At 61.8% G+C, this 24059-nt stretch carries 23 protein-coding genes; 13 read left to right on the top strand and 10 right to left on the bottom strand.

All coding sequences use genetic code 11. The annotated features are described in order from the left end of the window. The first annotated feature begins 106 nt into the window (after positions 1 to 106). Complete coding sequence (locus ACFPWW_RS10060; protein WP_377311531.1) at positions 107 to 1096, top strand: glutathione S-transferase family protein; 990 nt, start codon at positions 107 to 109, stop codon at positions 1094 to 1096. A gap of 3 nt (positions 1097 to 1099) precedes the next feature. Here the strand turns inward: ACFPWW_RS10060 and ACFPWW_RS10055 are convergent, their stop codons facing one another. Continuing rightward, positions 1100 to 1579, bottom strand: a complete 480-nt coding sequence (locus ACFPWW_RS10055) for an NUDIX domain-containing protein (protein ID WP_112703949.1) — start codon at positions 1577 to 1579, stop codon at positions 1100 to 1102. Positions 1580 to 1647: 68 nt separating this feature from the next. On the opposite strand from ACFPWW_RS10055, the gene ACFPWW_RS10050 reads away from it, so the two are divergent. From ACFPWW_RS10050 to ACFPWW_RS10035, 4 genes are all read left to right on the top strand, one after another. After that, positions 1648 to 2556: a metallophosphoesterase family protein gene (locus tag ACFPWW_RS10050; protein WP_112563266.1), complete on the top strand. Its 909-nt coding sequence runs from the start codon at positions 1648 to 1650 to the stop codon at positions 2554 to 2556. Positions 2557 to 2716: 160 nt separating this feature from the next. Further along, the gene (locus ACFPWW_RS10045; RefSeq protein WP_377311530.1) at positions 2717 to 3277 is read left to right on the top strand and encodes a hypothetical protein; all 561 of its coding nucleotides are present in this window, start codon (positions 2717 to 2719) and stop codon (positions 3275 to 3277) included. Positions 3278 to 3446: 169 nt separating this feature from the next. Beyond that, positions 3447 to 3959, top strand: coding sequence for an RNA polymerase sigma factor (locus ACFPWW_RS10040; protein WP_377311529.1), 513 nt, complete (start codon positions 3447 to 3449; stop codon positions 3957 to 3959). Positions 3960 to 3964: 5 nt separating this feature from the next. Further along, on the top strand, positions 3965 to 4804 hold the full coding sequence (locus tag ACFPWW_RS10035; protein WP_112756000.1) for an anti-sigma factor family protein: 840 nt from the start codon (positions 3965 to 3967) through the stop codon (positions 4802 to 4804). Between the two features lie 3 nt (positions 4805 to 4807). On the opposite strand, the gene ACFPWW_RS10030 is transcribed toward ACFPWW_RS10035, so the two are convergent. Further along, entirely contained in the window at positions 4808 to 5788 is a 981-nt protein-coding gene (locus ACFPWW_RS10030; protein ID WP_112755998.1) for a quinone oxidoreductase family protein, read from the bottom strand. A 98-nt stretch (positions 5789 to 5886) separates the two neighbouring features. On the opposite strand from ACFPWW_RS10030, the gene ACFPWW_RS10025 reads away from it, so the two are divergent. After that, positions 5887 to 6276, top strand: a complete 390-nt coding sequence (locus ACFPWW_RS10025; RefSeq protein WP_112563406.1) for a winged helix-turn-helix transcriptional regulator — start codon at positions 5887 to 5889, stop codon at positions 6274 to 6276. 9 nt (positions 6277 to 6285) lie between these two features. On the opposite strand, the gene leuA is transcribed toward ACFPWW_RS10025, so the two are convergent. The 3 genes from leuA to ACFPWW_RS10010 form a co-directional block, all read right to left on the bottom strand. After that, a complete protein-coding gene (leuA, locus tag ACFPWW_RS10020; RefSeq protein WP_112563276.1) occupies positions 6286 to 8010 on the bottom strand; it encodes a 2-isopropylmalate synthase in 1725 nt (574 codons plus the stop codon). Positions 8011 to 8337: 327 nt separating this feature from the next. After that, positions 8338 to 9552, bottom strand: coding sequence for a benzoate/H(+) symporter BenE family transporter (locus ACFPWW_RS10015; protein ID WP_112755996.1), 1215 nt, complete (start codon positions 9550 to 9552; stop codon positions 8338 to 8340). A gap of 162 nt (positions 9553 to 9714) precedes the next feature. Next, positions 9715 to 10302 (bottom strand): ATP-dependent Clp protease proteolytic subunit, encoded by a 588-nt coding sequence (locus tag ACFPWW_RS10010; protein WP_377311528.1) that lies wholly within the window; start codon positions 10300 to 10302, stop codon positions 9715 to 9717. Between the two features lie 156 nt (positions 10303 to 10458). Here ACFPWW_RS10010 and ACFPWW_RS10005 point away from each other — a divergent pair, with 156 nt between their 5' ends. Beyond that, positions 10459 to 11169, top strand: a complete 711-nt coding sequence (locus ACFPWW_RS10005; protein WP_377311527.1) for a hypothetical protein — start codon at positions 10459 to 10461, stop codon at positions 11167 to 11169. Between the two features lie 115 nt (positions 11170 to 11284). Further along, positions 11285 to 12019: a DUF2076 domain-containing protein gene (locus tag ACFPWW_RS10000; RefSeq protein ID WP_112563286.1), complete on the top strand. Its 735-nt coding sequence runs from the start codon at positions 11285 to 11287 to the stop codon at positions 12017 to 12019. A 189-nt stretch (positions 12020 to 12208) separates the two neighbouring features. Here ACFPWW_RS10000 and queF read toward each other — a convergent pair whose 3' ends face one another. After that, the gene (queF, locus tag ACFPWW_RS09995; RefSeq protein ID WP_112563288.1) at positions 12209 to 12673 is read right to left on the bottom strand and encodes a preQ(1) synthase; all 465 of its coding nucleotides are present in this window, start codon (positions 12671 to 12673) and stop codon (positions 12209 to 12211) included. Then, complete coding sequence (emfA, locus tag ACFPWW_RS09990; RefSeq protein WP_112563290.1) at positions 12673 to 13587, bottom strand: CDF family cation efflux transporter EmfA; 915 nt, start codon at positions 13585 to 13587, stop codon at positions 12673 to 12675. The genes queF and emfA overlap by 1 nt, the downstream gene beginning before the upstream one ends. A gap of 256 nt (positions 13588 to 13843) precedes the next feature. On the opposite strand from emfA, the gene ACFPWW_RS09985 reads away from it, so the two are divergent. From ACFPWW_RS09985 to ACFPWW_RS09970, 4 genes are all read left to right on the top strand, one after another. After that, the gene (locus tag ACFPWW_RS09985) at positions 13844 to 14338 is read left to right on the top strand and encodes a MarR family winged helix-turn-helix transcriptional regulator (RefSeq protein ID WP_112563292.1); all 495 of its coding nucleotides are present in this window, start codon (positions 13844 to 13846) and stop codon (positions 14336 to 14338) included. Beyond that, the gene (locus tag ACFPWW_RS09980; protein ID WP_112703961.1) at positions 14335 to 15015 is read left to right on the top strand and encodes a GNAT family N-acetyltransferase; all 681 of its coding nucleotides are present in this window, start codon (positions 14335 to 14337) and stop codon (positions 15013 to 15015) included. Before ACFPWW_RS09985 ends, ACFPWW_RS09980 begins: the two co-directional genes overlap by 4 nt. A gap of 105 nt (positions 15016 to 15120) precedes the next feature. Next, positions 15121 to 15642 carry a hypothetical protein gene (locus tag ACFPWW_RS09975; RefSeq protein ID WP_112755983.1) on the top strand — a complete coding sequence of 174 codons (522 nt, stop codon included), beginning with the start codon at positions 15121 to 15123 and terminating at the stop codon, positions 15640 to 15642. Positions 15643 to 15742: 100 nt separating this feature from the next. Continuing rightward, positions 15743 to 15907 carry a DUF1328 domain-containing protein gene (locus ACFPWW_RS09970; RefSeq protein WP_007824505.1) on the top strand — a complete coding sequence of 55 codons (165 nt, stop codon included), beginning with the start codon at positions 15743 to 15745 and terminating at the stop codon, positions 15905 to 15907. 63 nt (positions 15908 to 15970) lie between these two features. On the opposite strand, the gene ACFPWW_RS09965 is transcribed toward ACFPWW_RS09970, so the two are convergent. Then, complete coding sequence (locus ACFPWW_RS09965; protein WP_112563297.1) at positions 15971 to 18160, bottom strand: anthranilate synthase; 2190 nt, start codon at positions 18158 to 18160, stop codon at positions 15971 to 15973. A 244-nt stretch (positions 18161 to 18404) separates the two neighbouring features. Then, positions 18405 to 20633 (bottom strand): TonB-dependent hemoglobin/transferrin/lactoferrin family receptor, encoded by a 2229-nt coding sequence (locus ACFPWW_RS09960; protein ID WP_377311526.1) that lies wholly within the window; start codon positions 20631 to 20633, stop codon positions 18405 to 18407. A gap of 280 nt (positions 20634 to 20913) precedes the next feature. Between ACFPWW_RS09960 and ACFPWW_RS09955 the strand changes: the two genes are divergently transcribed. Next, positions 20914 to 21831 (top strand): extensin family protein, encoded by a 918-nt coding sequence (locus ACFPWW_RS09955; RefSeq protein ID WP_377311525.1) that lies wholly within the window; start codon positions 20914 to 20916, stop codon positions 21829 to 21831. A gap of 85 nt (positions 21832 to 21916) precedes the next feature. On the opposite strand, the gene ACFPWW_RS09950 is transcribed toward ACFPWW_RS09955, so the two are convergent. Beyond that, a complete protein-coding gene (locus ACFPWW_RS09950) occupies positions 21917 to 23596 on the bottom strand; it encodes a formate--tetrahydrofolate ligase (protein WP_377311524.1) in 1680 nt (559 codons plus the stop codon). Between the last annotated feature and the right edge of the window lie 463 nt (positions 23597 to 24059).

Raw genomic sequence — 24059 nt, 5'->3', positions numbered from 1 at the left:
GCCGGAAATGACCCGACCGAGACGCAGTGTTCAATCTTTGCCCGCCTGCAAAAAGTCTCGTCCTGCGATATCTATGCGGCAACGATCAATTTCAGAGGTGAAAAGCATGGGCATGCTGGTGGATGGCGTCTGGCATGACGTCTGGTACGACACGAAGGAAACGAAGGGCCATTTCAAGCGCCAGCCCTCGCAGTTCCGCAACTGGATCACGGCCGACGGCGAGGCCGGCCCGAGCGGCAAAGGCGGCTTCAAGGCAGAAGCCGGCCGCTATCACCTCTATGTCTCTCTCGCCTGCCCCTGGGCACATCGCACGCTGATCTTCCGCAAGCTGAAGAAGCTCGAAGAGCTGATCTCGGTTTCGGTCGTCGATCCGCTGATGGTGGAAAACGGCTGGGAGTTCAAAGTCGGCGACGGCGCCACCGGCGACCCGCTCTTCGGCTCCAGGTTTCTCTGGGAAATCTATGTGAAGGCCGATCCGCACTATTCCGGCCGCGTGACCGTTCCCGTGCTGTGGGACAAGAAGACGAACGCGATCGTCAACAACGAGTCGGCTGAAATCATCCGCATGTTCAACAGCGCCTTCAACCACCTGACGGGCTCGACGGCGGATTACTACCCGGAAGAGCTGCGGGCCGGCATCGATGCGCTGAACGACGTCGTCTACGACACCGTCAACAACGGCGTCTACAAGGCAGGCTTTGCCACCACGCAATCGGCCTACGAGGAAAATGTCGTCAAGCTCTTCGAAACGCTGGACATGCTCGACGACCGTCTGGGCAAGGGCCGCTACCTTTTCGGCGACCGCCAGACCGAGGCCGACTGGCGGCTCTTCACCACGTTGGTGCGTTTCGACCCGGTCTATGTCGGTCACTTCAAATGCAACATCCGCCGCATCGAGGACTACCGCAATCTGCCGGGCTACCTGCGTGACCTCTACCAGACGCCGGGCGTCGCCGAGACGGTAAACCTGCGCCACATCAAGGAGCACTATTACCGCAGCCACAAGACCATCAACCCGACCGGCATCGTGCCCGTCGGTCCGGCGCTCGATCTCGACCGGCCGCACGGCCGCGACAAGCTCGCAGCCGCCGCCTGAGCCTCACCAGTAATGCGCCGGCTCCGCCTCGCCGCGGAGTTCGGCCAGCCTTCGCAGCGTCGCTTCGGTCGTCTCCGCCGGCAGATTGTCGATCTCGAAGAAGCCGCTCTCGGCAATTTCCCAGTCGGGCGGCCGCGGCGCCGTCTGTTCCACGATAGCGCGGTAGAAGACCACATGGTCGCGCCGGGTGATATTGGTGTTGAAATAGACGTGAAAGAGCTGCGGCTTGCCGACGATCCTGAGATTGCCCTCCTCCCGCAATTCCTTGATCAGCGCTTCTTCCGCCGTCTCGTTGCGCTCCAGCCCGCCGCCCGGCATGTGCCAGCCGCCGGTATAGCCGTGCCGAACGAGAAAGAGGCGTCCCTGCCCGTCGAAACAGGCTGCCCGGACCCCGATCGTCATGCCGCGCACGAGGGAAAAATACACATGCAGCAACCGCAACAACACTTTCGTGTGAAGGGGCCATCTTTGTTTGTCTGCCATGGGTTCTTTCAGGTTCTCATCGCGCGGATGTGTTTGAATTGTAAATAAGCTGGTCTATGTGTCGTTGCATGTTCAAGCTCGCGCATATCTCAGACGTCCATCTCGGACCCCTGCCCCGCCTTTCCATTCACGAACTTTTCTCAAAACGTATTACGGGCTTTGTGAACTGGCACCGCAACCGGCGCAAGCATCTTTTCGGCAGCACGCTCGATCTGCTGCTGGACGATATCCGCTCCCATAAGGCCGATCATCTGGCCGTGACCGGCGACCTCGTCAACCTCGCAAGCGGCATCGAGATCCGCACCGCCGCAGCCTGGCTGCGCGAACTCGGCGATCCCGCCGCCACCTCGGTCGTACCCGGCAACCATGACGCCTATGTGCCGGGCGCCTACGAGAAGTCGATGCGCGCCTGGTACGACTACGTGCGCGGCGACCTTGCTCCGCCGGAATGGGAGGAAGACCGGCACATTTTCCCTTACCTTCGCATCCGCGACAAGGTCGCAATCGTCGGCTGCTCGACCGCCGTCGCCACGCCGCCTTTTGCGGCCTCCGGCTTTTTCGGCGCGCGCCAGGCCCGCGAGACGGTCAACATGCTGCGCGCGGCCGGCGAGGCCGGCCTTTTCCGCGTCGTCATGATCCACCATCCGCCGATCCGCGGCGCGACCTCTTTCTACAAGCGCATGATCGGCATCCGCCGTTTCGCCGCCGTCGTTTCGACCGGCGGAGCCGAACTCGTGCTGCACGGCCATACTCATCTCAACACGCTCCACTGGCTGCGCGGACAGACTGGCCCGGTGCCGGTCGTCGGCATCGCCTCGGCCTCGCAGGGGCCGGGCGGCATCAAGCCTCCCGCCGCTTACAATCTCTTCTCCATTTCCGGTTCTCCCGGTGCCTGGGAAGTCAAGGGCGAACGTTTCAGCATCAATGACACTGGCGATGGCATGAAACGGGAAAGCGCAGATATTTTCGCACTTTAGCGGCGGTTTCGGAATCAATTCCGGCAGTCGTTGAATCACTATGTGAGGAGCGTTCGCCAGCCTCGCCGGCATCAGCAATAAAGGCCCGCGGGGCTCTTGGTATTTTTAGGCGTCGGCGTACAATTCAGCAACCACAGCGCTTCAAAACGGAGTACGCCCGATGACTTCTTCTCTTCATCGCCTGTGCAGACTTTCGCTTGTTTCCGTCTTTGCTCTCGGTCTGGCTACGTCCGCCTTCGCGGTCGGAGGCGGGAATGACGACACTTCCCCGCCGCAGAAAACCCAGACGACCAAGACCTGCACCAAGGGCAAGGTGTGGGATGCAAAGAAGAAGGAATGCGTCGACCCGAAGAAGCAGAGCTTCAACGATGACGAGCTCTTCAATTTCGCCCGCGAATTCGCCTATGCCGGGCAGTATGAGAACGCCATCACGGTGCTCAATCTCGCCAGCAACCAGAACGATCCGCGCATCCTGAACTATCTCGGTTACGCCAATCGCAAGGCCGGCCGCATGGAACTCGGCATGTCCTACTACAGGAAGGCCCTGCAGCAGGACGAGAATTACATCCTCGCCCGCTCCTACATGGGCATGGCGCTTGCCGAGCAGGGCGACATTCAGGGCGCCCGCGTCCAGCTCGTCGAGATCCGCGATCGCGGCGGCGAAAATACCTGGGCCTATCGCGCTCTGCTGCAGAGCCTGAACGGCTACAGGACATATTGAGACAAGCTCCGCGGGATATGGTGCGGAAATCCCCTGGGAAGGGATGGATGAATTGAACCCCGCGCTTGCGAAATACAGGCGACTTGCTCCATAAAAGCCGCCTGCATGGCCGGGGTGCATACGAAGCAGCTATGAATTTCGGCCAATGTGAATGCTTCTTGGAAAGACCATGCGCCAACCCGCAGCCACCACCGATATCCGGCGTGATCTCGTCGGTCTCCTGCCCCGCCTCCGCCGCTTTGCCATCACGCTCGCGGGAGAGACGGCTGCGGCCGACGAACTGGTTCAGGCCGTCTGTCTGCGCGCCATTTCCAGGGGCAATCAGTGGAACGGCGAAGGCCGGCTGGAAAGCTGGATCTATACGCTGGCCCGCCAGCAATGGGCGGAAGACAGCCGCAAGCGCAAGCCGCGTCCGGTGGCCCGAGGCAACGTGACCGATATCCGCGACGCCATTCGCGACCGCACGGCAGTCGTCGATACCGACGCCCTGCACCGCATGCTCGCTGAAATGCCCGAGGGCGTCGCCAGCATCTTCCTGCTGATCGACGTGGAAGGCCACAGCTATCAGGCGGCCTCCGAAATCATGGGCATCGCAATCGGCAACATTGCCGGTCAGCTTGCGACGGCGCGACTCCATTTCGCCGCATTGTCCGGCCACAATCCGCCCGTCCACAGGTACTGACTGATTTGCTCGATTTCAAAAAACAGCCGCTCGAAGCCCAGCTCGCCGCCCTCCTCGACGGCGAAACCACGCCGGAACAGAAGCTGGAACTGGAAAGCCGGCTGGCAACGGACGAAAACGCCCGCAAGATCTACGACAAGCTGCGCCACGGCGTCGATTTCGGCCGGCGCAAGCTGGACGACATGCTGAAAGAGCCCGTTCCGCTGGCACTTGTCCGTTCCATCAAGAGCACGCAACCGCCGAAGACGCCGATCGCCCAGCGCAACGCGCGCCCGCAGCTCAAGCTCGCGCCGAACGGCCGCCAGGCGCTTGCGGCGGCCCTCATTCTCTTCGTCGTCGGCGGTGGCATCGGCTATTTCATCGGCAATGCACCTGATGCGGACGAGGCCGCGCCGGTCGCAGCGAGCCCGCAGGTCAACACCAATGACTGGCTGGGGGATGTCACGGCCTTCCAGCGTCTGCTCGTGCGCCAGCCGCGTCACCTTGTCGAGGTGCCGGCCTCGCAGGCCGAAGAAATATCCTCCTGGCTGACGACCGCGATCGGCGTTCCGTTCCGCGTGCCGGATCTTTCCGCCGAATCCTGGACCTTCCAGGGCGCCCGCGTGATCCTTGGCGACAACCGCCCCGTCGGCCAGCTCGTCTATTCCAATACCGATGGTGACATTATCTCGATCTGTTTCCGCAAGGATGCGCAGCCCCCGGAAACGGAGGACTTCAAGGAGACGATCCGTGACGAGATCGGCCTCGTGACCTGGCACAATGCGGGCACGTCCTATGTGCTGGCCGGCCCCTCCGCCGAAGCCACGCTCGGCCAGCTCGCCATGGAAATCGCCGCCGCCATCTGACGGTTAGGGCACCAGAACGACTTTTCCGCTGACCCGCCGCTCCTCGAGCGCACGATGTGCCCTTGCGGCCTCATCAAGCGAAAACCGGCCGCCATGCACGATTTTCAGCGCGCCCGATGCGGCAAGATCGAAGAGGATGCCGAGATCAGCTCTCCATCTGTCCGCCGCAATCAGCGGCAGGAGTGAAAAGCCCTTCAGCGACTGGTTGATATCCAGCATCGAGCGAATCGCGGAAAGCTCCAGCGAGAACCGGCCCATAGCCGCAAACAGCATTTCGCCGGCGGGAGCAAGTGCAGCCACAGACGCCCGCGCGATCTCACCGCCGACCGTCTCGTAGATGACATCGGCTCCCTGCCCTCCAGTCCTCGCCCTGACAGCGCCCGCCCACTCTGCGGCGGTGTAATCGACGGCGAGGTCGGCGCCGAGTGAGAGCGCGGACTGCCGCTTCGCTTCACTGCCGGCTGCGGCAATGACCATGCCAGCCCCCTCGAACCTGGCGAGCTGCAGCAACAGAGACCCAACCCCGCCGGCGGCAGCATTGACAAGCACCACCTTTTCCTTCGGCGGGCTGCGACGCACCATGTGCAGCGCCGTCAGGCCCTGCACCATTAGCGCCGTCGCATCCGCAAAGGAAAGGCCATCCGGCAGACGCATTGCCGCTGCGGCTTCCGCAGCCACATATTCCGCATATCCGCCGAAGCCACGCCCGATTGCAAAGAGCGGCACGGCGACGCGTGCGCCAATCAGCGACGGATCGGTATCCGTCCCCAGTTCCTCCACGATTCCAGCCACTTCCACACCGGGAAAGGCAGGCAACGGCGGAGAGACGGCATAACGATCCGCCCGCATCAGAACCTCGAAGAAATTGACGCCGGCGGCATGGACACGCACAAGCACCTCTCCGCGCCCGGGCCTCGGGATCGGCACTTCTACGGTTTCGAGAACGTCAGGCGGACCGAAGCGGCGGAACTGGACGAGTTTCATTGACAGACCTCACGTTTGATGGCGTGAAGCAGGCTGTAGCACTCGATTTACGGATCAAAATACACACATATCAGTGCCATACCCACCAGGAGGTGACCATGCCCGAGCCCATGAAAAGATTGCCAAGACTGCCTGTGGAACGGGCCTTGAAGGTCATTTCCGGGCGATGGAAGCCCGTGATCCTCTATCATGTCTTCTCAGGACCGAAGCGGCTTTCGCAGCTCAAGCGCATGATGCCCGAGATCACCCAGAAGGTGCTGATCCAGCAATTGCGGGAGATGGAGGAGCACGGGCTCATACGCCGGGAAATCTTTGCGGAAGTGCCGGCACGGGTGGAGTATACGGCAACCGAACTCGGGCTCGGGCTGGAACCGATCCTCCTTGCTCTCTGCCGGTGGGGACAAAACCACGCGCAAGCACAGGGCGAGCTCGATGAACTCGCCGATTGCATTGTCAGGCCGCGCCACCCCGAGGCGATCGCGGCCTGATCAGAATGTTCAGGCCTTGCCGGCCTTCACCTCGAGCACGCGGTTGGCAGCCGACACGATCGCTTCGAGCGATGCGGCGACGATGTTGGTGTTGATGCCCGCACCGAAAAGCTTGCCGCCCGGATAGGATGTCTCGACATAGGAGATGGCGGCGGCATTCGAGCCGTGCTGCAGCGAGTGCTCCGAATAATCCTCGACCGACATCTCGATGCCGAGATAGTGCGACAGCGCATTGATGAAGCCGTCGATCGGGCCGTTGCCGCGGCCTTCGATACGCTTGATCTCGCCCCTGTCGGTAATCTCGGCCGCCACGATCCGCTGCCCCTTGTGCTCCGTATCGGGATAGGTGTGGTGGTCGACGAACTTGAGGCGGGCGCCCGGCTGGGTCACGTAACGCTCGATGAAACGGTCGTGGATACGCTTGGAGGGAAGCTCCTTGCCCTCTTCGTCGGTGATGCGCTGGATGTCCTCGCGGAATTCGACCTGCAGGTTGCGCGGCAGGTTGAGCCCGTAATCCTGCTGCAGGATATAGGCGATGCCGCCCTTGCCCGACTGCGAATTGATGCGGATGATCGCCTCGTAGGAACGGCCGACATCGCGCGGGTCGATCGGCAGGTAGGGCACTTCCCAGACCGGATGGTTGGCGACCTGCGCCGCCTTCATGCCCTTGTTGATCGCGTCCTGGTGCGAGCCGGAGAAAGCCGTATAGACCAGTTCGCCCACATAGGGGTGACGCTCGGCGATCGCCATCTGGTTGGAATATTCGAAGACTTCCTTGATGCGCTCGATGTTGGAGCAGTCGATTTCCGGATCGACGCCCTGCGTGAACATGTTGAGCGCCATGGTGACGACATCGACATTGCCGGTGCGCTCGCCATTGCCGAAGAGCGTACCTTCGACACGGTCGGCGCCGGCCAGCAGCGCCAGCTCGGCCGCGGCAATACCGGTGCCGCGGTCATTATGCGGATGCAGCGAGATGATCAGGTTTTCCCTGTTGTCGAGGTTGCGGCACATCCATTCGATCTGGTCGGCATAGACGTTCGGCGTCGCCATTTCGACGGTCGAGGGCAGGTTGATGATGAGCTTGTTGTCGGGCGTCGGCTTTACGACCTCGATGACGGCATTGCAGATTTCCAGCGCCACATCCAGCTCGGTGCCGGTAAAGCTTTCCGGCGAATATTCGAAACGGTAGCCGCCGCCGGCCTTGGCCGCCATGTCGGTAATCATCTTGGCGGCATCGACGGCGATCTGCTTGATGCCCTGCACATCCTTGCCGAAGACCACGCGGCGCTGCAGTTCGCTGGTGGAATTGTAGAAATGCACGATCGGCCGGTTGGCGCCCTGCAATGCCTCGAAGGTGCGCGTGATCAGCTCGGGGCGGCACTGCACCAGCACCTGCAACGATACGTCGTCGGGCACGTTGCCCTCTTCCACGCACCAGCGGGCAAAATCGAAATCGGTCTGCGAGGCCGACGGGAAACCGATCTCGATTTCCTTGAAGCCCATTTCCAAGAGCAGGTGGAACATGCGCGCCTTGCGGTCATGGCCCATCGGATCGACGAGCGCTTGGTTGCCGTCGCGCAGATCGACGGAGCACCAGATCGGTGCCTTGGTGATGGTCTTGGTCGGCCAGGTGCGGTCAGGGATATTCACCTGCGGATAGGGCCGGTATTTGACGGCGGCGTCGGGCATGCCCTTGGCGCCTGCGGAGGATCGGCTGGTGTTCGTGTCCATTGTCTTGTCTCCTCGTCCCGGCATTTGCCCCGCCTCTTAGCCGATCATATCTGGCTTGGCGACAGCAAATGCGGACCTTTGATCGGTCGTTTGGTCAATTTTGAAAGTGAGTCGCGAGGAGCGATGGCCGGGCGGGCTTTCGGCCGCCGGGCGCTCCTCAAAGGACCCGGCAACCGCGCGTAAGGCCGAGGAGAAGAAGCGAGGTAAGGGCGCGCGTATTGTCACGCAGGGCCGTGCGGCCGCGTGCAATCGTCTCGGAAATCCGTGCGCCTGTATTCTTCATGACCGCGCTTATAGCCTCCGCCGGAAATTCCGGCAACCCCTCGCCTATATTTTCCTCGCCTGCACGATCCGGGACAGAGCGAGCATCAGCCCGCCCGCGACCAGCCCCCAGAAAGCGCCGGAAATGCCGCCGAAGGAAACGCCCGATGCCGTCACGAGGAAAGTGATCGCCGCCGCCTCGCGCGATTCCGGTGCCTGGAACGCCGCCATCGCCGAACCCGAGAATGCGCCGACAAGTGCAAGACCGGCCACGGCTTCGATCAGGATGGGCGGCGCCAATGCGACAAAGGCAGTCACCGCCCCCGCAAGCAAACCGAGGACGACATAACCCACGCCCGAAATCAGCGCTGCCCAATAGCGCCGCGAAGGATCGGCATGCGCGTCCTGCCCGGCGCACATCGCCGCCGTGATCGCCGCGAGATTAACCGCATGTCCGCCGAAAGGGGCCGCCAGCAGCGAGAAGACGCCGGTCACGGCAAAGAGCGGCCCAGGCTTCGGATCATAGTGATTGACCTTCAGCACCGCGATGCCGGGAATATTCTGCGAGGCCATCGTCACGATGAAGAGCGGCAGGGCGATCGATACGAAACCGGCAAGATTGAAGACCGGGTGGACAATGTCGATAACCGGCACCAGCGACTGCTTGAGCGAGGCAAGCGCGCCTTCCGGAATATCGACGCCGAAGGCGAGCACCAGCGCGAAGGCAACCAGGGCCGCCGGCACTGCCCAGAGGCGCTTGAAGGCGCCAACCACGATCCAGGTCAGAATAATCGGCAGACCAAGCAGCGGATTGAAGGCAATCGCCTTGACCGGGGCAAAGCAGAGGCCGAGCAGAACGCCTGAGAGCATGGCATTGGCAAGCGGCGCCGGGATGGCGGCCACCGCCCGCCCAAGCGGCTTGAACAGCCCGGCAATGACGATCAGCAGGCCGCAGAGGATGAAGGCCCCGACAGCCGCGTTGAAACCGCCATCGATCGTGCCGATGCTCGCCAGCAGCGCCGCCCCCGGCGTCGACCAGGCGATGCTGACCGGCAGGCGCGTAACGGCGCTGAGCACGACGGCACAAAGCCCCATGGAGACCGACAGCGCCATCAGCCCCGAAGCGGCCTGCACATCGGTGGCGCCGACTGCCTGCAGCCCGTGCAGCACGACGGCAAAAGAACTGGTGAACCCGACAAAAGCCGTCAATAGGCCCATAAAGAGGCTTTGAACGGAAAAGTCCTTGAGCATGATGCGACTCCGGCTGCGAAGAGTGCGCATGGAGCAGCATAAGCCGGAAGCGCGCAAGCCGGATTGCCGCCGGAAATGTTCGCTGAGCCGGCAATCCCCCAAGGATTGCACGGGCGCTACGCCAGCAGATATGGAAACGCCCCGCCTGCAACTGACAGACGGGGCGTGGATTTGGTCCTTATCGGCGAAAAATCAGATTTCGCTCTGCGACGTGACGATGCGCGAAACGAGGCCGTAGGAAACGGCATCTTCGGCTGACAGCCAGTAGTCGCGATCGATGTCCTTGGCGATCTTTTCTTCCGACTGGCCGGTGGCCTTCGAGAAGATCTTGATCAGGCGCTCGTTCATCTTGATGATTTCGCGTGCCTGGATCTCGATATCCGAAGCCATGCCGCGCGTGCCGCCGGAGGGCTGGTGCAGCAGGAAGCGGGTGTTCGGCAGGCAGATGCGGCGTTCCTTCGGAGCGGCGGCATAGATGAGCGCGCCGGCCGAGGCGACCCAGCCCGTGCCGATCATCCAGACCTTCGGCTTGATGAACTTGATCATGTCGTGGATGGAATCGCCAGACTCGACGTGGCCGCCGGGCGAATTGACGTAGATGCGGATATCGTCGTCATTGGCGGCGGCAAGCGCCACGAGCTGGGTGCAGACCTTCTGCGCCAGTTCCTGCGTGATCGGCCCATAGATGAAGATCGAACGCGACTTGAAAAGGTTCGCCTCCGTTTCCTTGCCGAGCGGCAGTTCCTTCGTCTTGTCGTCCTGTTCTTCTTCGTCGTTCATTCGAACCTCTCTCACGTCCAATGCGGTTCCTCGCAGATAGTGCGACTCAATGCGTAAAACAATGCGGGAAAAAGGGGAAGCAGGAAGCGGTGAAGATATTCTTATGACAAACGGACGATATGATCGCATCCTGAGAAAAGACCGGGAGAACGCAAAATGACCTCCTCTCTCCTGCGTGCGGCGGTGCGCAACAATGCTTTCTGGTGCGACGCCGTCTGCAAGGCGCTGGGTTTGCCCGGTGAATTCACGGCGACGGTCTGGTTCCACCGCCGCGGCACGCCGCCCTTCTATCCCGATGTCGTGACCCTGACCGAGGCGGATGGCGAAACGACCGAAGCGATTGCGACGCTTGTCAACGACGATACGCGCGATTGGGCGGTCAAGGACAGCTACGCCGCTCTTGATCTTGCGCCGCTCGGCTTCAGGATGCTTTTCGAAGCGGAATGGATCGGCATCCGCAATCCGGTCTCCGCCCCCTCGCCGATCACCTGGCAGCGCGTGAGGAACGCCGCCGATTTTTCACGCTGGGAGCAGGAATGGGAAAAGGCGAACGGGCCGGTGACGCAGAAGATCTTCGCCGAACCCCTGCTCGCCGACCCCGAAATCGCCTTCCTGCTCGCCTTCGAAAACGGCAGGCCGCTCGGCGGCGGCATCCTCAACCATCACGCCGGCGCTGTGGGGCTTTCCAACCTGTTTGCGGAAGGCGGGCGCGGCGAAGACATTCGCCGCGGGCTGATTGCGCAGGCCGCCGCGCTCTATCCGCGAGAGCCGCTTGTCGGTTACGAACATGGCGACGATCTGGACGAGGCACTGCGCACCGGCTTCGAGCTTCTGGGCACGCTGCGCGTCTGGCTGAGGGAGGCCTGAACTTACGAAAATGTAAGTTGCCCAGGCTTTGAAATGCCCCAATCGCTTCCTAACTCAGCCTTATGCGGCCCTCCCGCCGAAGCTCGAAGCCGCGGAACTTTAGAGGAGACATGACATGTCACCGGAAGAACGCCAATTGCTGACCGCCCTCTTCGATCGCGTCCGCACCGCAGGCGCAACGCCGCGCGATCCGGAAGCCGAAGCGCTGATATCGGAAGCGACCCGCGCGCAGCCCTCCGCCGCCTACTATCTGGCGCAGGCCGTCATCGTGCAGGAAAAGGGCCTGGAGGCCGCCGCCAACCACATCAAGGAGCTTGAAGAGCGCGTCCGCCAGCTCGAAGCGGGCGAAGGCGATCGCCGCCAGGCCGAACAGGGCGGCTTCCTGAGCTCCATTTTCGGCAGCACCCAGACCCAGCAGCCGGCACCCGCCCCCGGTCCGTGGGGTGGCGCGCCAAGAGAGGGCTACGAGCAGCCTCGCGGCTACGACAATAGCCGCCAGATGGCGCAGCAGCCCTCCGGCCCCTGGAGCCAGCAGGCCTATGCGCCCTCCGCCGGCGGCAGTTTCCTGCGTGGCGCACTCGGCACGGCGGCCGGCGTCGCCGGCGGCATGCTGCTTGCCAATTCGCTCTCCGGCATCTTCGGCAACCACATGTCCTCGCTCGGCTGGGGCTCGCCGTTCGCCGGCGCCAATCCGTTCGGCAATGCCGGCGGCCCGGTCGAGGAAACCGTCATCAACAATTATTACGGCGACAACAGCCAGGCCGACGATAACGACAATATCCAGCAGGCCGATTACGACGACAACGACGATTCCATGGATGATTCCGGCGACGACACGATGGACGTTTGAGGCTGATGGCTGAGCCTGGGTGACGGGGGAGGTATTGAACCGCCGCACCGTTGCCCGGCCCCTCCCTTTCAGGGCGTTCGCCGCCGCAATCGATCAACAGCAATTCCAGAAAAAGTGCCCTGCGGTTTTTCCTCCGCAAGCGCGCTCAAGAAGGAGCCATCGATTGCTCGGGCGGCACCCGGCCGCGGCTCACCCACGTCCGCGATAGGTCGCAACGCCCTGATCCGGCAGCCATACGCCTTCCGGCGGCTTGCCGGTCTGCCAGAAGACGTCGATCGGAATGCCGCCGCGCGGATACCAGTAGGCGCCGATGCGCAGCCATTTCGGGTCCAGAAGCTCGACGATGCGCTTGGCGATATAGATCGAGCAATCCTCGTGGAAGGCGCCGTGGTTACGGAAGGAATGCAGGAACAACTTCAGCGACTTCGATTCCACCAGAAATTCGTTCGGGATGTAATCAATGACGATATGGGCGAAATCCGGCTGTCCGGTCATCGGGCAGAGCGAGGTGAATTCCGGTGCGGTGAAACGCACGACATAGTCGGTGCCGGCATGGCTGGCCGGCACTTTTTCCAGAACCGCCTCTTCGGGGCTCTTTGCGGTTTCCGTCTGCTGGCCCAGCATCGAAAGGCTGGAAACGTCTGTCGTGGGCATTATGCCTCCTTGATCACTTTGACGCGGATGCCATGGGCCTTTTCGCCCTCCGGCTCCACATGAATGGCAATGGTCGCGCCCGCATGCGCCGCGCGGATGGCATCTTCAAGGCGGTCGCAAATATCATGCGCTTCGCGAACCGTCATCCTGGCCGGCACGACAAGATGAAAATCGACGAAAGTCACCGAACCGGCGCGTCTGGTCTTCAGGTCATGCACGCCGATCGAGCCGGCCGCATGGGTGGCGATCGCCTGCTTGATCGCCTCCTCCTCCTGCTGATCGACCGCCTGGTCCATCAGGCCGCCGATCGATTGCGAGATCACCTTCCAGCCCTGATAGAGAATGTTGAGCGCCACGAGAATGGCGAGGACGGGGTCGAAGATCGCATATCCGGTGGCGAGCGCCAGAAGCAGGCCAACAAGAACGCCGACGGAAGTCAGCACGTCCGACATGATGTGCTGCCCGTCCGCCGTCAAAGCCGCGGAGCGATGCTTCCGCCCGGTACGGATCAACAGCTGCGCCCAGACGGCATTGACGACGCCGGCGGCAAAGTTGATCGCAAGGCCGAGCACCGGTGCGGCGAGCATGCGCGGGTCGGCGAGATGGCCGACCGCCTCCTGAACGATCAGCAGCGCGGCGACGACGATCATCACGCCCTCGGTCACGGCCGAGAGATATTCCGCCTTGTGATGGCCGAACGGATGGTCGTGATCGGCCGGCTTCTGCGCATAACGGATCACGAAGAAGGCGATGAAGGCCGCCACCACGTTGACGAAGGATTCCAGCCCGTCCGACAGCAGCGCCACCGAACCCGTAACCCACCAGGCGACCATCTTCAGCCCCATGACGCCGAGCGACAGGGGAATGCCCCAGAACGCCAGTTTCCGAACCGTGAGATTGCCTTCTTCGTTCATGTCGTCCCCCTGCGGATGCGAATGAATTGCAGCATTTAAGCCATTGAAACGCAAAACCGCCCGCGCGGGAATCGCGCAGGCGGCCAATGCCGGTGATATGGGCAATCAGGCCCGAAAAGTCAAAGCCTTTGCCACATGTCGCACAAAAGGCAGGCCCGTCCCGTGCGAATGGCAAGAACCGGCCCGCCTGCATGATTGACGGCAACTCCATAAGCATTTATATAACCTGTTATGTAACTGACGTGAGGAACCCGCCTTGGTCGAGGATGTCGTGAAATCGCTGGGCTATTTGTGCCTTGGCAGCCGCTTCCGCCGGATCGGCGAACGCCTGCAGGCCGACACGCAGCAGGTCATCGAGGAACTGGGCGTCTCCATCCAGGCCGCGCAATATCCTTTCCTCGGCGCCATCGATAGGCTCGGCCCGCTGACGATCGGCGAACTGGCCCAGGCCGTGGGCATTACCCAGCCCGGCGCCACACGCACCGCCGCCCAGCTGATGGAACTCGGCTTCCTCGACATGCAGTCCTCCGCCGAGGATCAGCGGCGCAGGGTCGTTTCGCTGACCGCCAAAGGCCAGGAACTCGTCGATTATTCCAGGCAGAAGGTCTGGCCGCGTATCGCAGCCGCCGTCGCCGATCTCTGCCGGGATCTCGACGGCCCGCTGCTGGAACAGCTTGCCGCGATCGAGGACGGCCTTGCCGAAGCGCCGCTCACCCGCCGCGCGGGCGCCGTACAGGAGAAAACCCCATGAGCCATATTCTCGACCGACCGATCTGGAACGCGCTGCATACGGCGCATGCCGATCTCGCTGAGGGCGGCGAACGCGCCAGGCGCTATCCGCCCTCCATCGTGCCTTTCGCGGCTGCCGCCGACGATACGCGCGAAAGCCTCGAAGCGCTGGAAAACCTGCCCGCGGCGGACGAGGTCATGGCCATCGTCGAAGCCGGCCCCATCACCGTGCCGCAGGGCCTGACGGTCCTCACGGACGGAAAGCTGGTGCAGATGATCGCCGAGCGTCCCTACGAGCGCATTTCCGACAGCCGCCTGCAGCCGTTGACCCCTGACGATGCGGAGGAAATGCTGGCGCTCGCGACGCTGACCAGGCCCGGCCCCTTCACGCTCGGCGCCCAGAAACTCGGAACCTTCTGGGGCGTCAAGATCGACGGCCGCCTCGTCGCCATGGCCGGTCAGCGTCTGCGGCTTCCCGGACATGGCGAGCTCAGCGGTCTCTGCACCCACCCCGATTTTCAGGGGAAGGGTCTCGGCACCCTGCTCTTCCGCTATGTCGCCGGCGAGATTTCCGCCAGGGGCGATACCGTGTTCCTGCATGCCTATTACACCAACACGTCCGCCATCGCGCTCTACAAGACGCTCGGCTTCAAGCTGCGGTCGGAGCTGAACTTCCGCGTCGTCAGGCGCAGCGCCTAGCCCGGCCAAAAGGTCACAGCCGCCTGCTTTCGCCATCTGCGCCATGATAGCGACCCAATTGCATGGTGTTGACGGCCTGGCAGTCAACTGGGGACCGCATGAGACATGCATTGGATCAATCGCTACATCGACCAGCCGTTGCTTGACGGTGCGGCCCGTTTCTTGCGGGCCTGGCACATCCGCACCGGCCTGTCGCCGGAACGGCTGGAGCCGCTCTGGAATATTGCCGTGACGGGCCTGCTGATCTTCGCAGCCAGCCGTTTTCTCGCCGGCCCGGCGCTGCTTCTGTGCTATGGCGGCCTCGTCATGCTGGCCCTCCCCTCCGCCTGGACGCTGTTCACCGGCCGCGATGCCGACGGCTACGATGTCGCCGCTTACAAGCGGCTGAGGACCAAGGCCTTCATGAAACGCGAGGCGGAATGGGCCGTCAGGCTCGCCATCCTTTTCACCGCCGCGTGCCTTCCCTTCGTCACGCGTTCCAGCGACCCGTCGGCCGCCTGTTTCATGATCGGCGCCAGCCTCTGGTTCGTGCTGACGGGGCCGGCAAGATCCTATCTTGCCGCAGCAGAACCGCCCATGCCGCGCGATGGCGACCGGTCTTTCAAGGCCGATCTGCAGTTCGGTTGAGAAGATTTAAATCGGCGCGAAATCCAATTGTCGCAGCGACAATGGAACGAACGGCTCACGCTTCCGTTATCCTTGCCAGCAACCGCTTAAGGAGATCGCGATGCTGTATTATGCTCTGGTATTTCTCGTCGTAGCCCTGATTGCAGGCGTCCTTGGATTTGGCGGCATTGCCGGCGCATCCGCTTCGATCGCCCAGGTCCTGTTCTTCATCTTCCTGGTGCTGTTCGTCGTATCCATCGTCGCCCGGCTCATGCGGCGCGTCTAGACGAACATTTCCAACGCAAAACCCGCCGTTTCCGGCGGGTTTTGCCCATTCTGGAGACCGGCGTCAGGCGGCCTTGGTCTTGGCCCGCCGCGCCAGGTGCGCCACCACATTCTCGATCATCCGCATGCCGGCATCGCCGCCGAGCGTCATGATCGATTCCGGATGGAACTGCACGGCCGCGATCGGCTCCTTGGCATGTTCGATGCCCATGATCGTGCCGTCTTCGCTCTCGGCGGTAATGATGAACTCCCGCGGCAGCGTCGAGGGATCGGCAAAGATCGAGTGATAGCGGCCGACCGTCACTTCCTTGGCAAGGCCCGAGAAGACGATGCCCGGCTCCAGCACGCGGATGCGCGACGGCTTGCCATGCATCGGCAGCGCCAGATGGCGAAGCTCGCCGCCATAGGCTTCGGCCAGCGCCTGCAGGCCGAGGCAGACACCGAAGATCGGCAGGTTGCGGGCGCGGGCCTTCTTGATCGTCGCCTTGCAATCGAAATCCTTCGGATTGCCGGGACCGGGCGACAGGACCACGAGATCCGGGTTCAGCCTGTCGAAGACTTCCTCCGGCACCGGCGTGCGCACGGTCGAGACGGTGGCGCCCGTCTGGCGGAAATAGTTCGCCAGCGTATGCACGAAACTGTCTTCATGGTCGATCAGCAGGATGTTGACGCCCTTGCCGACGGAGGCGACGTCGCGCTGGGTCTTGCCGGAATTGCCCGTCTTGGCATCGCGGATTGCGGAAAGCATGGCAGAGGCCTTCAGTTCGGTTTCGGCTTCTTCTTCCTCGGGGATGGAATCGTTCAGCAGCGTCGCGCCGGCGCGCACTTCGGCAATACCGTCCTTGATGCGCACGGTGCGCAGCGTCAGGCCGGTATTCATGTCGCCGTTGAAGCCGACCATGCCGATCGCCCCACCATACCACGCGCGCGGGCTCTTCTCATGCGATTCGATGAAGCGCATCGCCCAGAGCTTCGGCGCGCCCGTCACGGTCACGGCCCAGGCGTGGCTGAGGAAGCCGTCGAAGGCATCCATGTCGTCGCGAAGACGGCCTTCGATATGGTCCACCGTATGGATGAGCCGCGAATACATCTCGATCTGCCGGCGGCCGATGACCTTGACCGAACCCGGCTCGCAGACGCGGCTCTTGTCGTTTCGGTCGACATCCGAGCACATGGTGAGTTCGGACTCGTCCTTCTTGGAGTTCAGGAGCTTCAGGATCTGCTCGCTGTCGGCGATCGGATCGTCGCCGCGCTTGATCGTGCCCGAGATCGGGCAGGTCTCGATGCGGCGGCCCGAAACGCGCACGAACATCTCGGGCGAGGCCCCGACCAGATATTCCTGGTTTCCGAGATTGATGAAGAAGGAATAGGGCGACGGATTGATCGCCTTCAACCGCTTGGAAATGTCGGAAGGCTTGCTTTCGCAGCGCTCCATGAACTTCTGCCCCGGCACGACTTCGAAGAGATCGCCCTTGCGGAAGCTCTCCTTCGCCTTGACGACCAGTTCGGCATATTCCCCCGGCCGATGATCGCTCTTCGGCGGAATGGCATCCGTGCGGACAAACGGCTCGGCGGCAATGTCCCCCGCCTTGCCCTCGGTCGTCTTGCCGTCCTTGGCGAAATCGTAGCGGTCGATCCAGGCCTTGGCGGCGTAGTTGTCGACGACGAGGATTTCGTCCGGCAGGTAGAGAACCATGTCGCGCTGGTCGGCGGGCCGCTCCAGTTTCAGGTTGATCGCGTCGAACTGGAAGGCAAGGTCGTAGCCGAAGGCGCCGTAGAAGCCGATGCTGGCATCGGCCTGCGAATGGAAGAGATCGGTGATGGCGCGAAGCACGGTAAAGACCGTCGGCATCTTGGAGCGCTCTTCCTCGGTGAAGACGCGGTCCGGCATCTTCACCGTCAGGTCGAGCCGGCGCGCGGTCGATGCGCCAGTTTCCAGCTCGCTGACAGTTTTCAGCCGCTCGGCAATGAAGCCGAGGATGACTTCGCCGCGCTCGTTATAGGCCTCGATCCAGACATTGCGGCCGAAAGAGGAAATGCCGAGCGGCGGATCGACGACGGCCGTATCCCAGCGCGTATAGCGGCCCGGATATTCGTAGTTCGAGGAAAAGACCGCGCCGCGCCGCTCGTCGAGCTTGTCGACATAGGACGAAACCGCGTCGGCATAGGGAATGGCCCGCCTCTGCCGGGTGACGGTGATGCCGCCCTTGGTCTCGTAGATTTCCGCACCATCATCCCGCAGGATCGTTACCATAGTTCCACTCCGTTCTCGGCCCGGACGAAAGGCGGCCTTTGAAACAAAAAAGCCGCCTCGAAGTTTCGGGCGGCTCGTTCGTCGTCTTTGGACACGATTGGTCGAGGCCGCCTCAGCGAGCCCACCACCAAACTGCAATGTTCAAGGACTTCTTCATGAGCGAAATTGTTAGCCTGAGATGGAGCCAAGCGCAAGAGGCGATCACCTCACGAAAAAGGGCGGCCCGAAAGCCGCCCTCGGGATGTTAGAAGCGTTGGGTCAACGTGACCTTGAAGGTTCGTCCCGCCTCCGAATAATATTCGATCGGTTGCGCAGGCGAGTCAGAAAGCGTCTGGGTATTTACCGCTTCGTAATACGTCTTGTCGAAGACGTTGTAGACACCGGCCCGAAGCGTCATACCCTTTATCTGTTCGGGCTCCCACCATGCAGTCAGATCGACAACGCCATAGCCCGGCGCATCGAACGTATCCGGGTCGCCGTCATCCTTTGCTCCGGTCGAAGCGTTGAGCGTGACATCCGTACCCCAGGTTTCTGTTGCATAGCCGGCACTGGCAATGGCCTTGAACGGCGTGACCGAGCGAATGACTTCGTTTGTCTGCGTGTCGATACCGTTCATGTAGCTGATGCCGGCAGAGACATGAAAACCGTTGTCGAAGGTCTTATGCGCATTGGCTTCGATACCGTAGATGCGCACACGGTCGCGGTTGAAATACGACGTGATGCCGAGCGGATATGTCCCGGTCGTGTCTGTGAAGGTCTCTGTATCGATGAAGTTGCGGTACTTGTTGTAGAAGAGACCGACGTGACCACCGAGATCGCTGTCGCCGAAATTCGCACCGACTTCGATGCCCTGACTGGTTTCCGGCTTCAGGTCAGGATTTCCGAGGCTGAGGTAACTGCCCGGCGCACCGTAGTCGAGATAAAGTTCCTCAACATCAGGCGCGCGGAAGCCCATCGACCACTGCGCATAGATCTCGACGTCCGGACGCGGCTCGAAGGCAGCACGGAGCTTGGGCGAGAACTGGCTATCGCTCTGACCTGCCGGCAAACCGCTGTAAGCCGGGTTTTCTTCATAGGCTGTCGTCTGCTTCGGGCTGTAATCGTACCAATCGAAACGGACACCGGGGGTCAGCGAGAACGGGCTGTCTCCGACAGAGATCTTGTCGTCAATGAAAAAGCCGACCTTGCTTCCATCGACGTCAGGCATGTCCGATTGGTTCGTATGCAGGAAGTTGCAGGTATTGAATGGCGGGAATGGCCCGGGACCGCAACTGTCCACGCCGGAGGAATACTGGTTTGCCTTGGAGAAGGAAATATCCAGACCCGCGGTCACCTTGTGATCGAACCCGCCAGCTTCAAAGCTCTTCTCGGCATTTCCCGCAAAACCGATCGCCCGCTGTTCGAATTCGTTGTCACGCTTGTAGACGCCAATCGGCGTCGAGCTGCGAATACTGTCGTCGCCGACATTCTTGACGATATCCTGCCAATAGAAGACCGCGTTGGCCCGATCGATCAGGCTGTCGGCATCAGTCGCTTCATATTTATAGTCCAGCGAAACGCGATCGCGCCTGGCGTCATTGAACGTATTACGGTTGCCCGGACGATAGGTGCCGGTCAACGTCTGTCCCGTCATAAGATCGATATCGCGATCCTTGTCATAATGTTCGGCTGTCAGCCCGAACGTGTGGCCACTATCCGTATACTGGCGAACCTTGAAGAGAAAATTCTTCGAGCGGTAGTCTTCCGGGTTCTCTTCGCTACGCGTTGCGCCATAGCCGCCAACGTCCCCGTTGTTTTCGGATTCATGCCCCTTCCGATAGTCGCCCTGGAACAGCACGGCAGTGTTGTCGATGCGCTTTGCAACAGCGGCGGAGCCGCCGAAACTGCGATCCTTGCTGTCATAGCCGAACTTGAAAATACCGCCCCACGTCGCGTTCGGATCGATGAGATCTTCCGGCTCCAACGTACGCAGGATCAGTGCGCCGCCGAGAGCGCCCGAACCCGCGCGGCTTGAATCGCCTCCCCTCAAGACATCCACAGTGGATAGCGAATCGAAATTGAACGTGTTGATTCCTCCTTCAGCACCGCGCGCGCCGTCGTCGATATACGGGATCGGAATACCATCGATTGTCGTCAGGACACGGCTCTGTTCGAGGCCGCGGATGTTTACGCTTTCGTTATTGACGTTGAAGAAAACGCCCGGTTCTGTCGTGCGGCCGAGATCCTCGATGCTGGTGATCTGCTTCTCGTCGATCTGTTCGGCGGTCGTCTCCGAGACGACCGGGCTGTCTGCCGGACTACCGGCATCCTTCGTGGCCCGCTTGCCTTTCAGGACGATGGGCGCCAGCACCGTGGGCTTTTCGCCCGTTGTGGCGGCCGGCGTGGTGCTCTGCGCGAAGACCTGTGAAATCGGAAAAGTGAATACGGCTGCTGTGCAGACCAACAGCGCGGAACGCCAACGTCCAAGAACCATGAAACCAACCCTTGAGTGATTAATAACCGGGCTGGCTGGTCGGCATCAAATGCGCGAGGGGCTGGCTAGGCACGTGGAACGGCCCCAACGGCCGCCTTCTTTTTGCCGCATAAAAAACATGACTTTTATTGTCAATATATTCCGCCGTCTTATGTTGAATATTACCGTCAAGTTTTAACGATCTATGCAAACGTTGCGCAATTGCAACGAATCCGCCGCTCTTGCGTTTCCTCTCCGCTCGATCAACGACGGGAAACGACGTGTGAGAGAATTTCGGAAGATGGCGGTTCTTCTCGCCGCACTCGCCCTGCTCCCCGGTGCAAGACTGCCGCGAACCGGGCCGGTGCCACAGGCAAAACCGGAAGCGGCAACCGAAGCGCCGGCGGTCCCGCTACCGGAAGAGAAGCCGGAAACCGGGAAGGCTCCCGCGCCTCAGCCGGAGGAATCCGGGCAGAAGCCCGAAACGCAGCCGTCAGCATCCGACGTGCCGACGCCGCAGCCCAAACCCGGCCAAGCCCCTGCCGCCCCGCCCGCCGGAAAGGACGCGTTACCGGCTGCCGCCCCGCCGCAATATCAGGGACCGCCAAGACCGGGGGAACAGACGCTTGAGGAGCAGCATCTGACCATCGAACCCGAAAGCGATGCGGACCATGCCGAATGTACCAAAGACCTGCAGAGCCTCGGCGTCGTCTTCCGGGAAACGCCGCGCATCGACGGCGGCAACGGTTGCGGCATCGACAGGCCGATCATCGTCTCCGAGGCCCTGCCCGGCATCACGCTGAAGCCCGAAGCAACGCTGCGCTGCCCGACGGCTCTCGCGCTTGCGCGATGGATGAAGGGAAACGTCATTCCCGCAGCATCCGTCGCGCTGCCGGAAAGCGGCCGTATCATTACCGTCAATCAGGCCTCCGCCTATATCTGCCGGCTGAGGAACGGCGCCGACACCGGCAAGATTTCCGAACATGCCCGCGGCAACGCCATCGATATCGCAAGCTTCGGCTTCGAAAAGGGCGAACCTGTCGCAGTGCGCTCACGCCGTGAGGACTCGACGCTCACAGGCGCCTTCCAGCGCACCGTCAGCGCCGCCGGCTGCCTCTATTTCACGACGGTGCTCGATCCGGAAAGCGATGCTGCCCACGAGACCCATTTCCATCTCGACGTGATCGAGAGAAAGGGAGGCTTTCGCTATTGCCACTGAAATTCGGCAGGAAGGTCAAAGACCTGGCCGCAAAATCGCAACCCCGCTGCGAAAGCCTTGAACCGGATCGTGAGACGGCTGCCGATCAGAACAGCCCTTCGATATAACCCTGGTCGTTGAGGTAAATCCGCTCCGCCGCCGGTGATTTCGGCAGGCCGGGCATGGTCATGATCTCGCCGGTAATGACCACGACGAAGCCGGCCCCCGCCGACAGGCGCACCTCGCGCACCGGCACGATATGTCCTTCGGGTGCGCCGCGCAGGTTTGGATCGGTGGAGAAGGAATATTGCGTCTTCGCCATGCAGACCGGCAGCTTGCCGTATCCCTGCTCCTCCCAGGCGGCGAGCTGGTCACGCACCGCCTTGTCGGCCGTCACCTCGCCGGCATGATAGATTTTCGAGGCGACGATCTCGATCTTTTCGAACAGCGGCAGGTCGTCGCCATAGAGCGGCTCGAACTTCGCCTGTCCGGATTCGGCAAGCTCCACCACCTTGTAGGCAAGATCCTCGATGCCGGCAGAACCTTCCGCCCAGTGGCGGCAGAGGATGGCTTCGGCGCAGTGGCGGGCGACATATTCCTTGACCGCGGCGATTTCGGCATCCGTGTCCGAGACGAAATGGTTGATCGCAACCACGACAGGTACGCCGAAGCGGCGCACATTGGCGATATGGCGGCCGAGGTTGGAACAGCCGCGGACCAGCGCCGGAACGTTCTCCGCGCCGAGGTCGTCCTTCTTCACGCCGCCATTCATCTTCAGCGCCCGGACGGTGGCAACGATCACCGCGACGCTCGGCTTCAATCCCGCCTTGCGGCACTTGATGTTGAAGAATTTTTCCGCGCCGAGATCGGCTCCGAAGCCCGCCTCGGTCACGACATATTCGCCGAGCTTCAGCGCGGTCTTCGTCGCGACCACCGAATTGCAGCCGTGGGCGATATTGGCGAACGGCCCGCCATGCACGAAGGCGGGATTGTTTTCCAATGTCTGCACGAGGTTCGGCTGCATGGCATCCTTCAAGAGCACGGCCATGGCTCCGTCGGCCTTCAGGTCCCGGGCATAGACCGGTGTCCTGTCGAAGCGGTAGCCGATGATGATGTCGCCGAGGCGGCGTTCCAGATCCTTGAGATCGGTTGCAAGGCACAGGATCGCCATGACTTCCGAGGCCACGGTGATATCGAAGCCACCCTGACGCGGAAATCCGTTCGATACGCCGCCGAGTGACGAGACCATGCTGCGCAGCGCCCGGTCGTTCATGTCCATCACCCGCCGCCACGTGACGCGGCGCAGGTCGATATTCTCTTCGTTACCCCAATAGATGTGGTTGTCGATCATGGCCGCCAGCAGATTGTGCGCCGAGGTGACCGCATGGAAATCGCCGGTGAAATGCAGGTTGATGTCTTCCATCGGCACGACCTGCGCATAACCGCCGCCTGCCGCTCCGCCCTTCACGCCGAAGCAGGGACCGAGCGAGGCCTCGCGCACGCAGACGATCGCCTTCTTGCCGATGCGGTTCAGCCCGTCGCCGAGACCGACCGTGGTCGTCGTCTTGCCCTCGCCCGCCGGCGTCGGGTTGATCGCCGTGACGAGGATCAGCCTGCCGTCCTTCCTGCCCTCCTGCGCGGCGATGAACTCGGCGCTGATCTTGGCCTTGTCGTGACCGTAGGGAACGAGCTGCTCCGGCGGAATGCCGAGGCTGGCGCCGATCTCGAAGATCGGTTTCTTCGTTGCCGCGCGCGCGATTTCGATATCGGATTTGATGGCAGCCATGGATCAGGTCCCCGTTCTCTCGGCGCGCGACGGACTCGGCGTTTATTTCACAATCGGATAGCGAAATATGCCCGGACTGTGAATAGCGCCCCGCGCTATACCCTTGTTTATCAGGCAGCGGCGATCCCGGGAGGCATCCACGAAGCGGATCGGTTCCGCCCCGATGTCCCCCGTTGCCTTCACTGCGGCAGTAAATCGCAGTGACACCGTTGCGGAATGTCATATCGTCGCATCCGGTCTTCGGCTATCGTGTAAGGACGGAAGCGGAAGCTTGCCGCCAGCGCCTTTCGGAGGTGATTCTTCCCTCTCGGGCCTGACGAAGCTCACCGGCCCGGTCGCCGAGGAAGTAAAAACACGCAGTTCGTCTACCACAACATCTCATAAATCAACTTAAACGCGTTTTTCGTCTGGTTAATTTTTCACGAAATGAATTAATCAGTGTGTGCTAAGTCAATTAGGGCTA

This window comes from Rhizobium sp. GCM10022189, assembly GCF_042656325.1.
Lineage (GTDB): Bacteria > Pseudomonadota > Alphaproteobacteria > Rhizobiales > Rhizobiaceae > Rhizobium.
The sequence above is the reverse complement of the archived record's forward strand: the minus strand, read 5'-3'. Positions and strand labels throughout refer to the sequence as shown.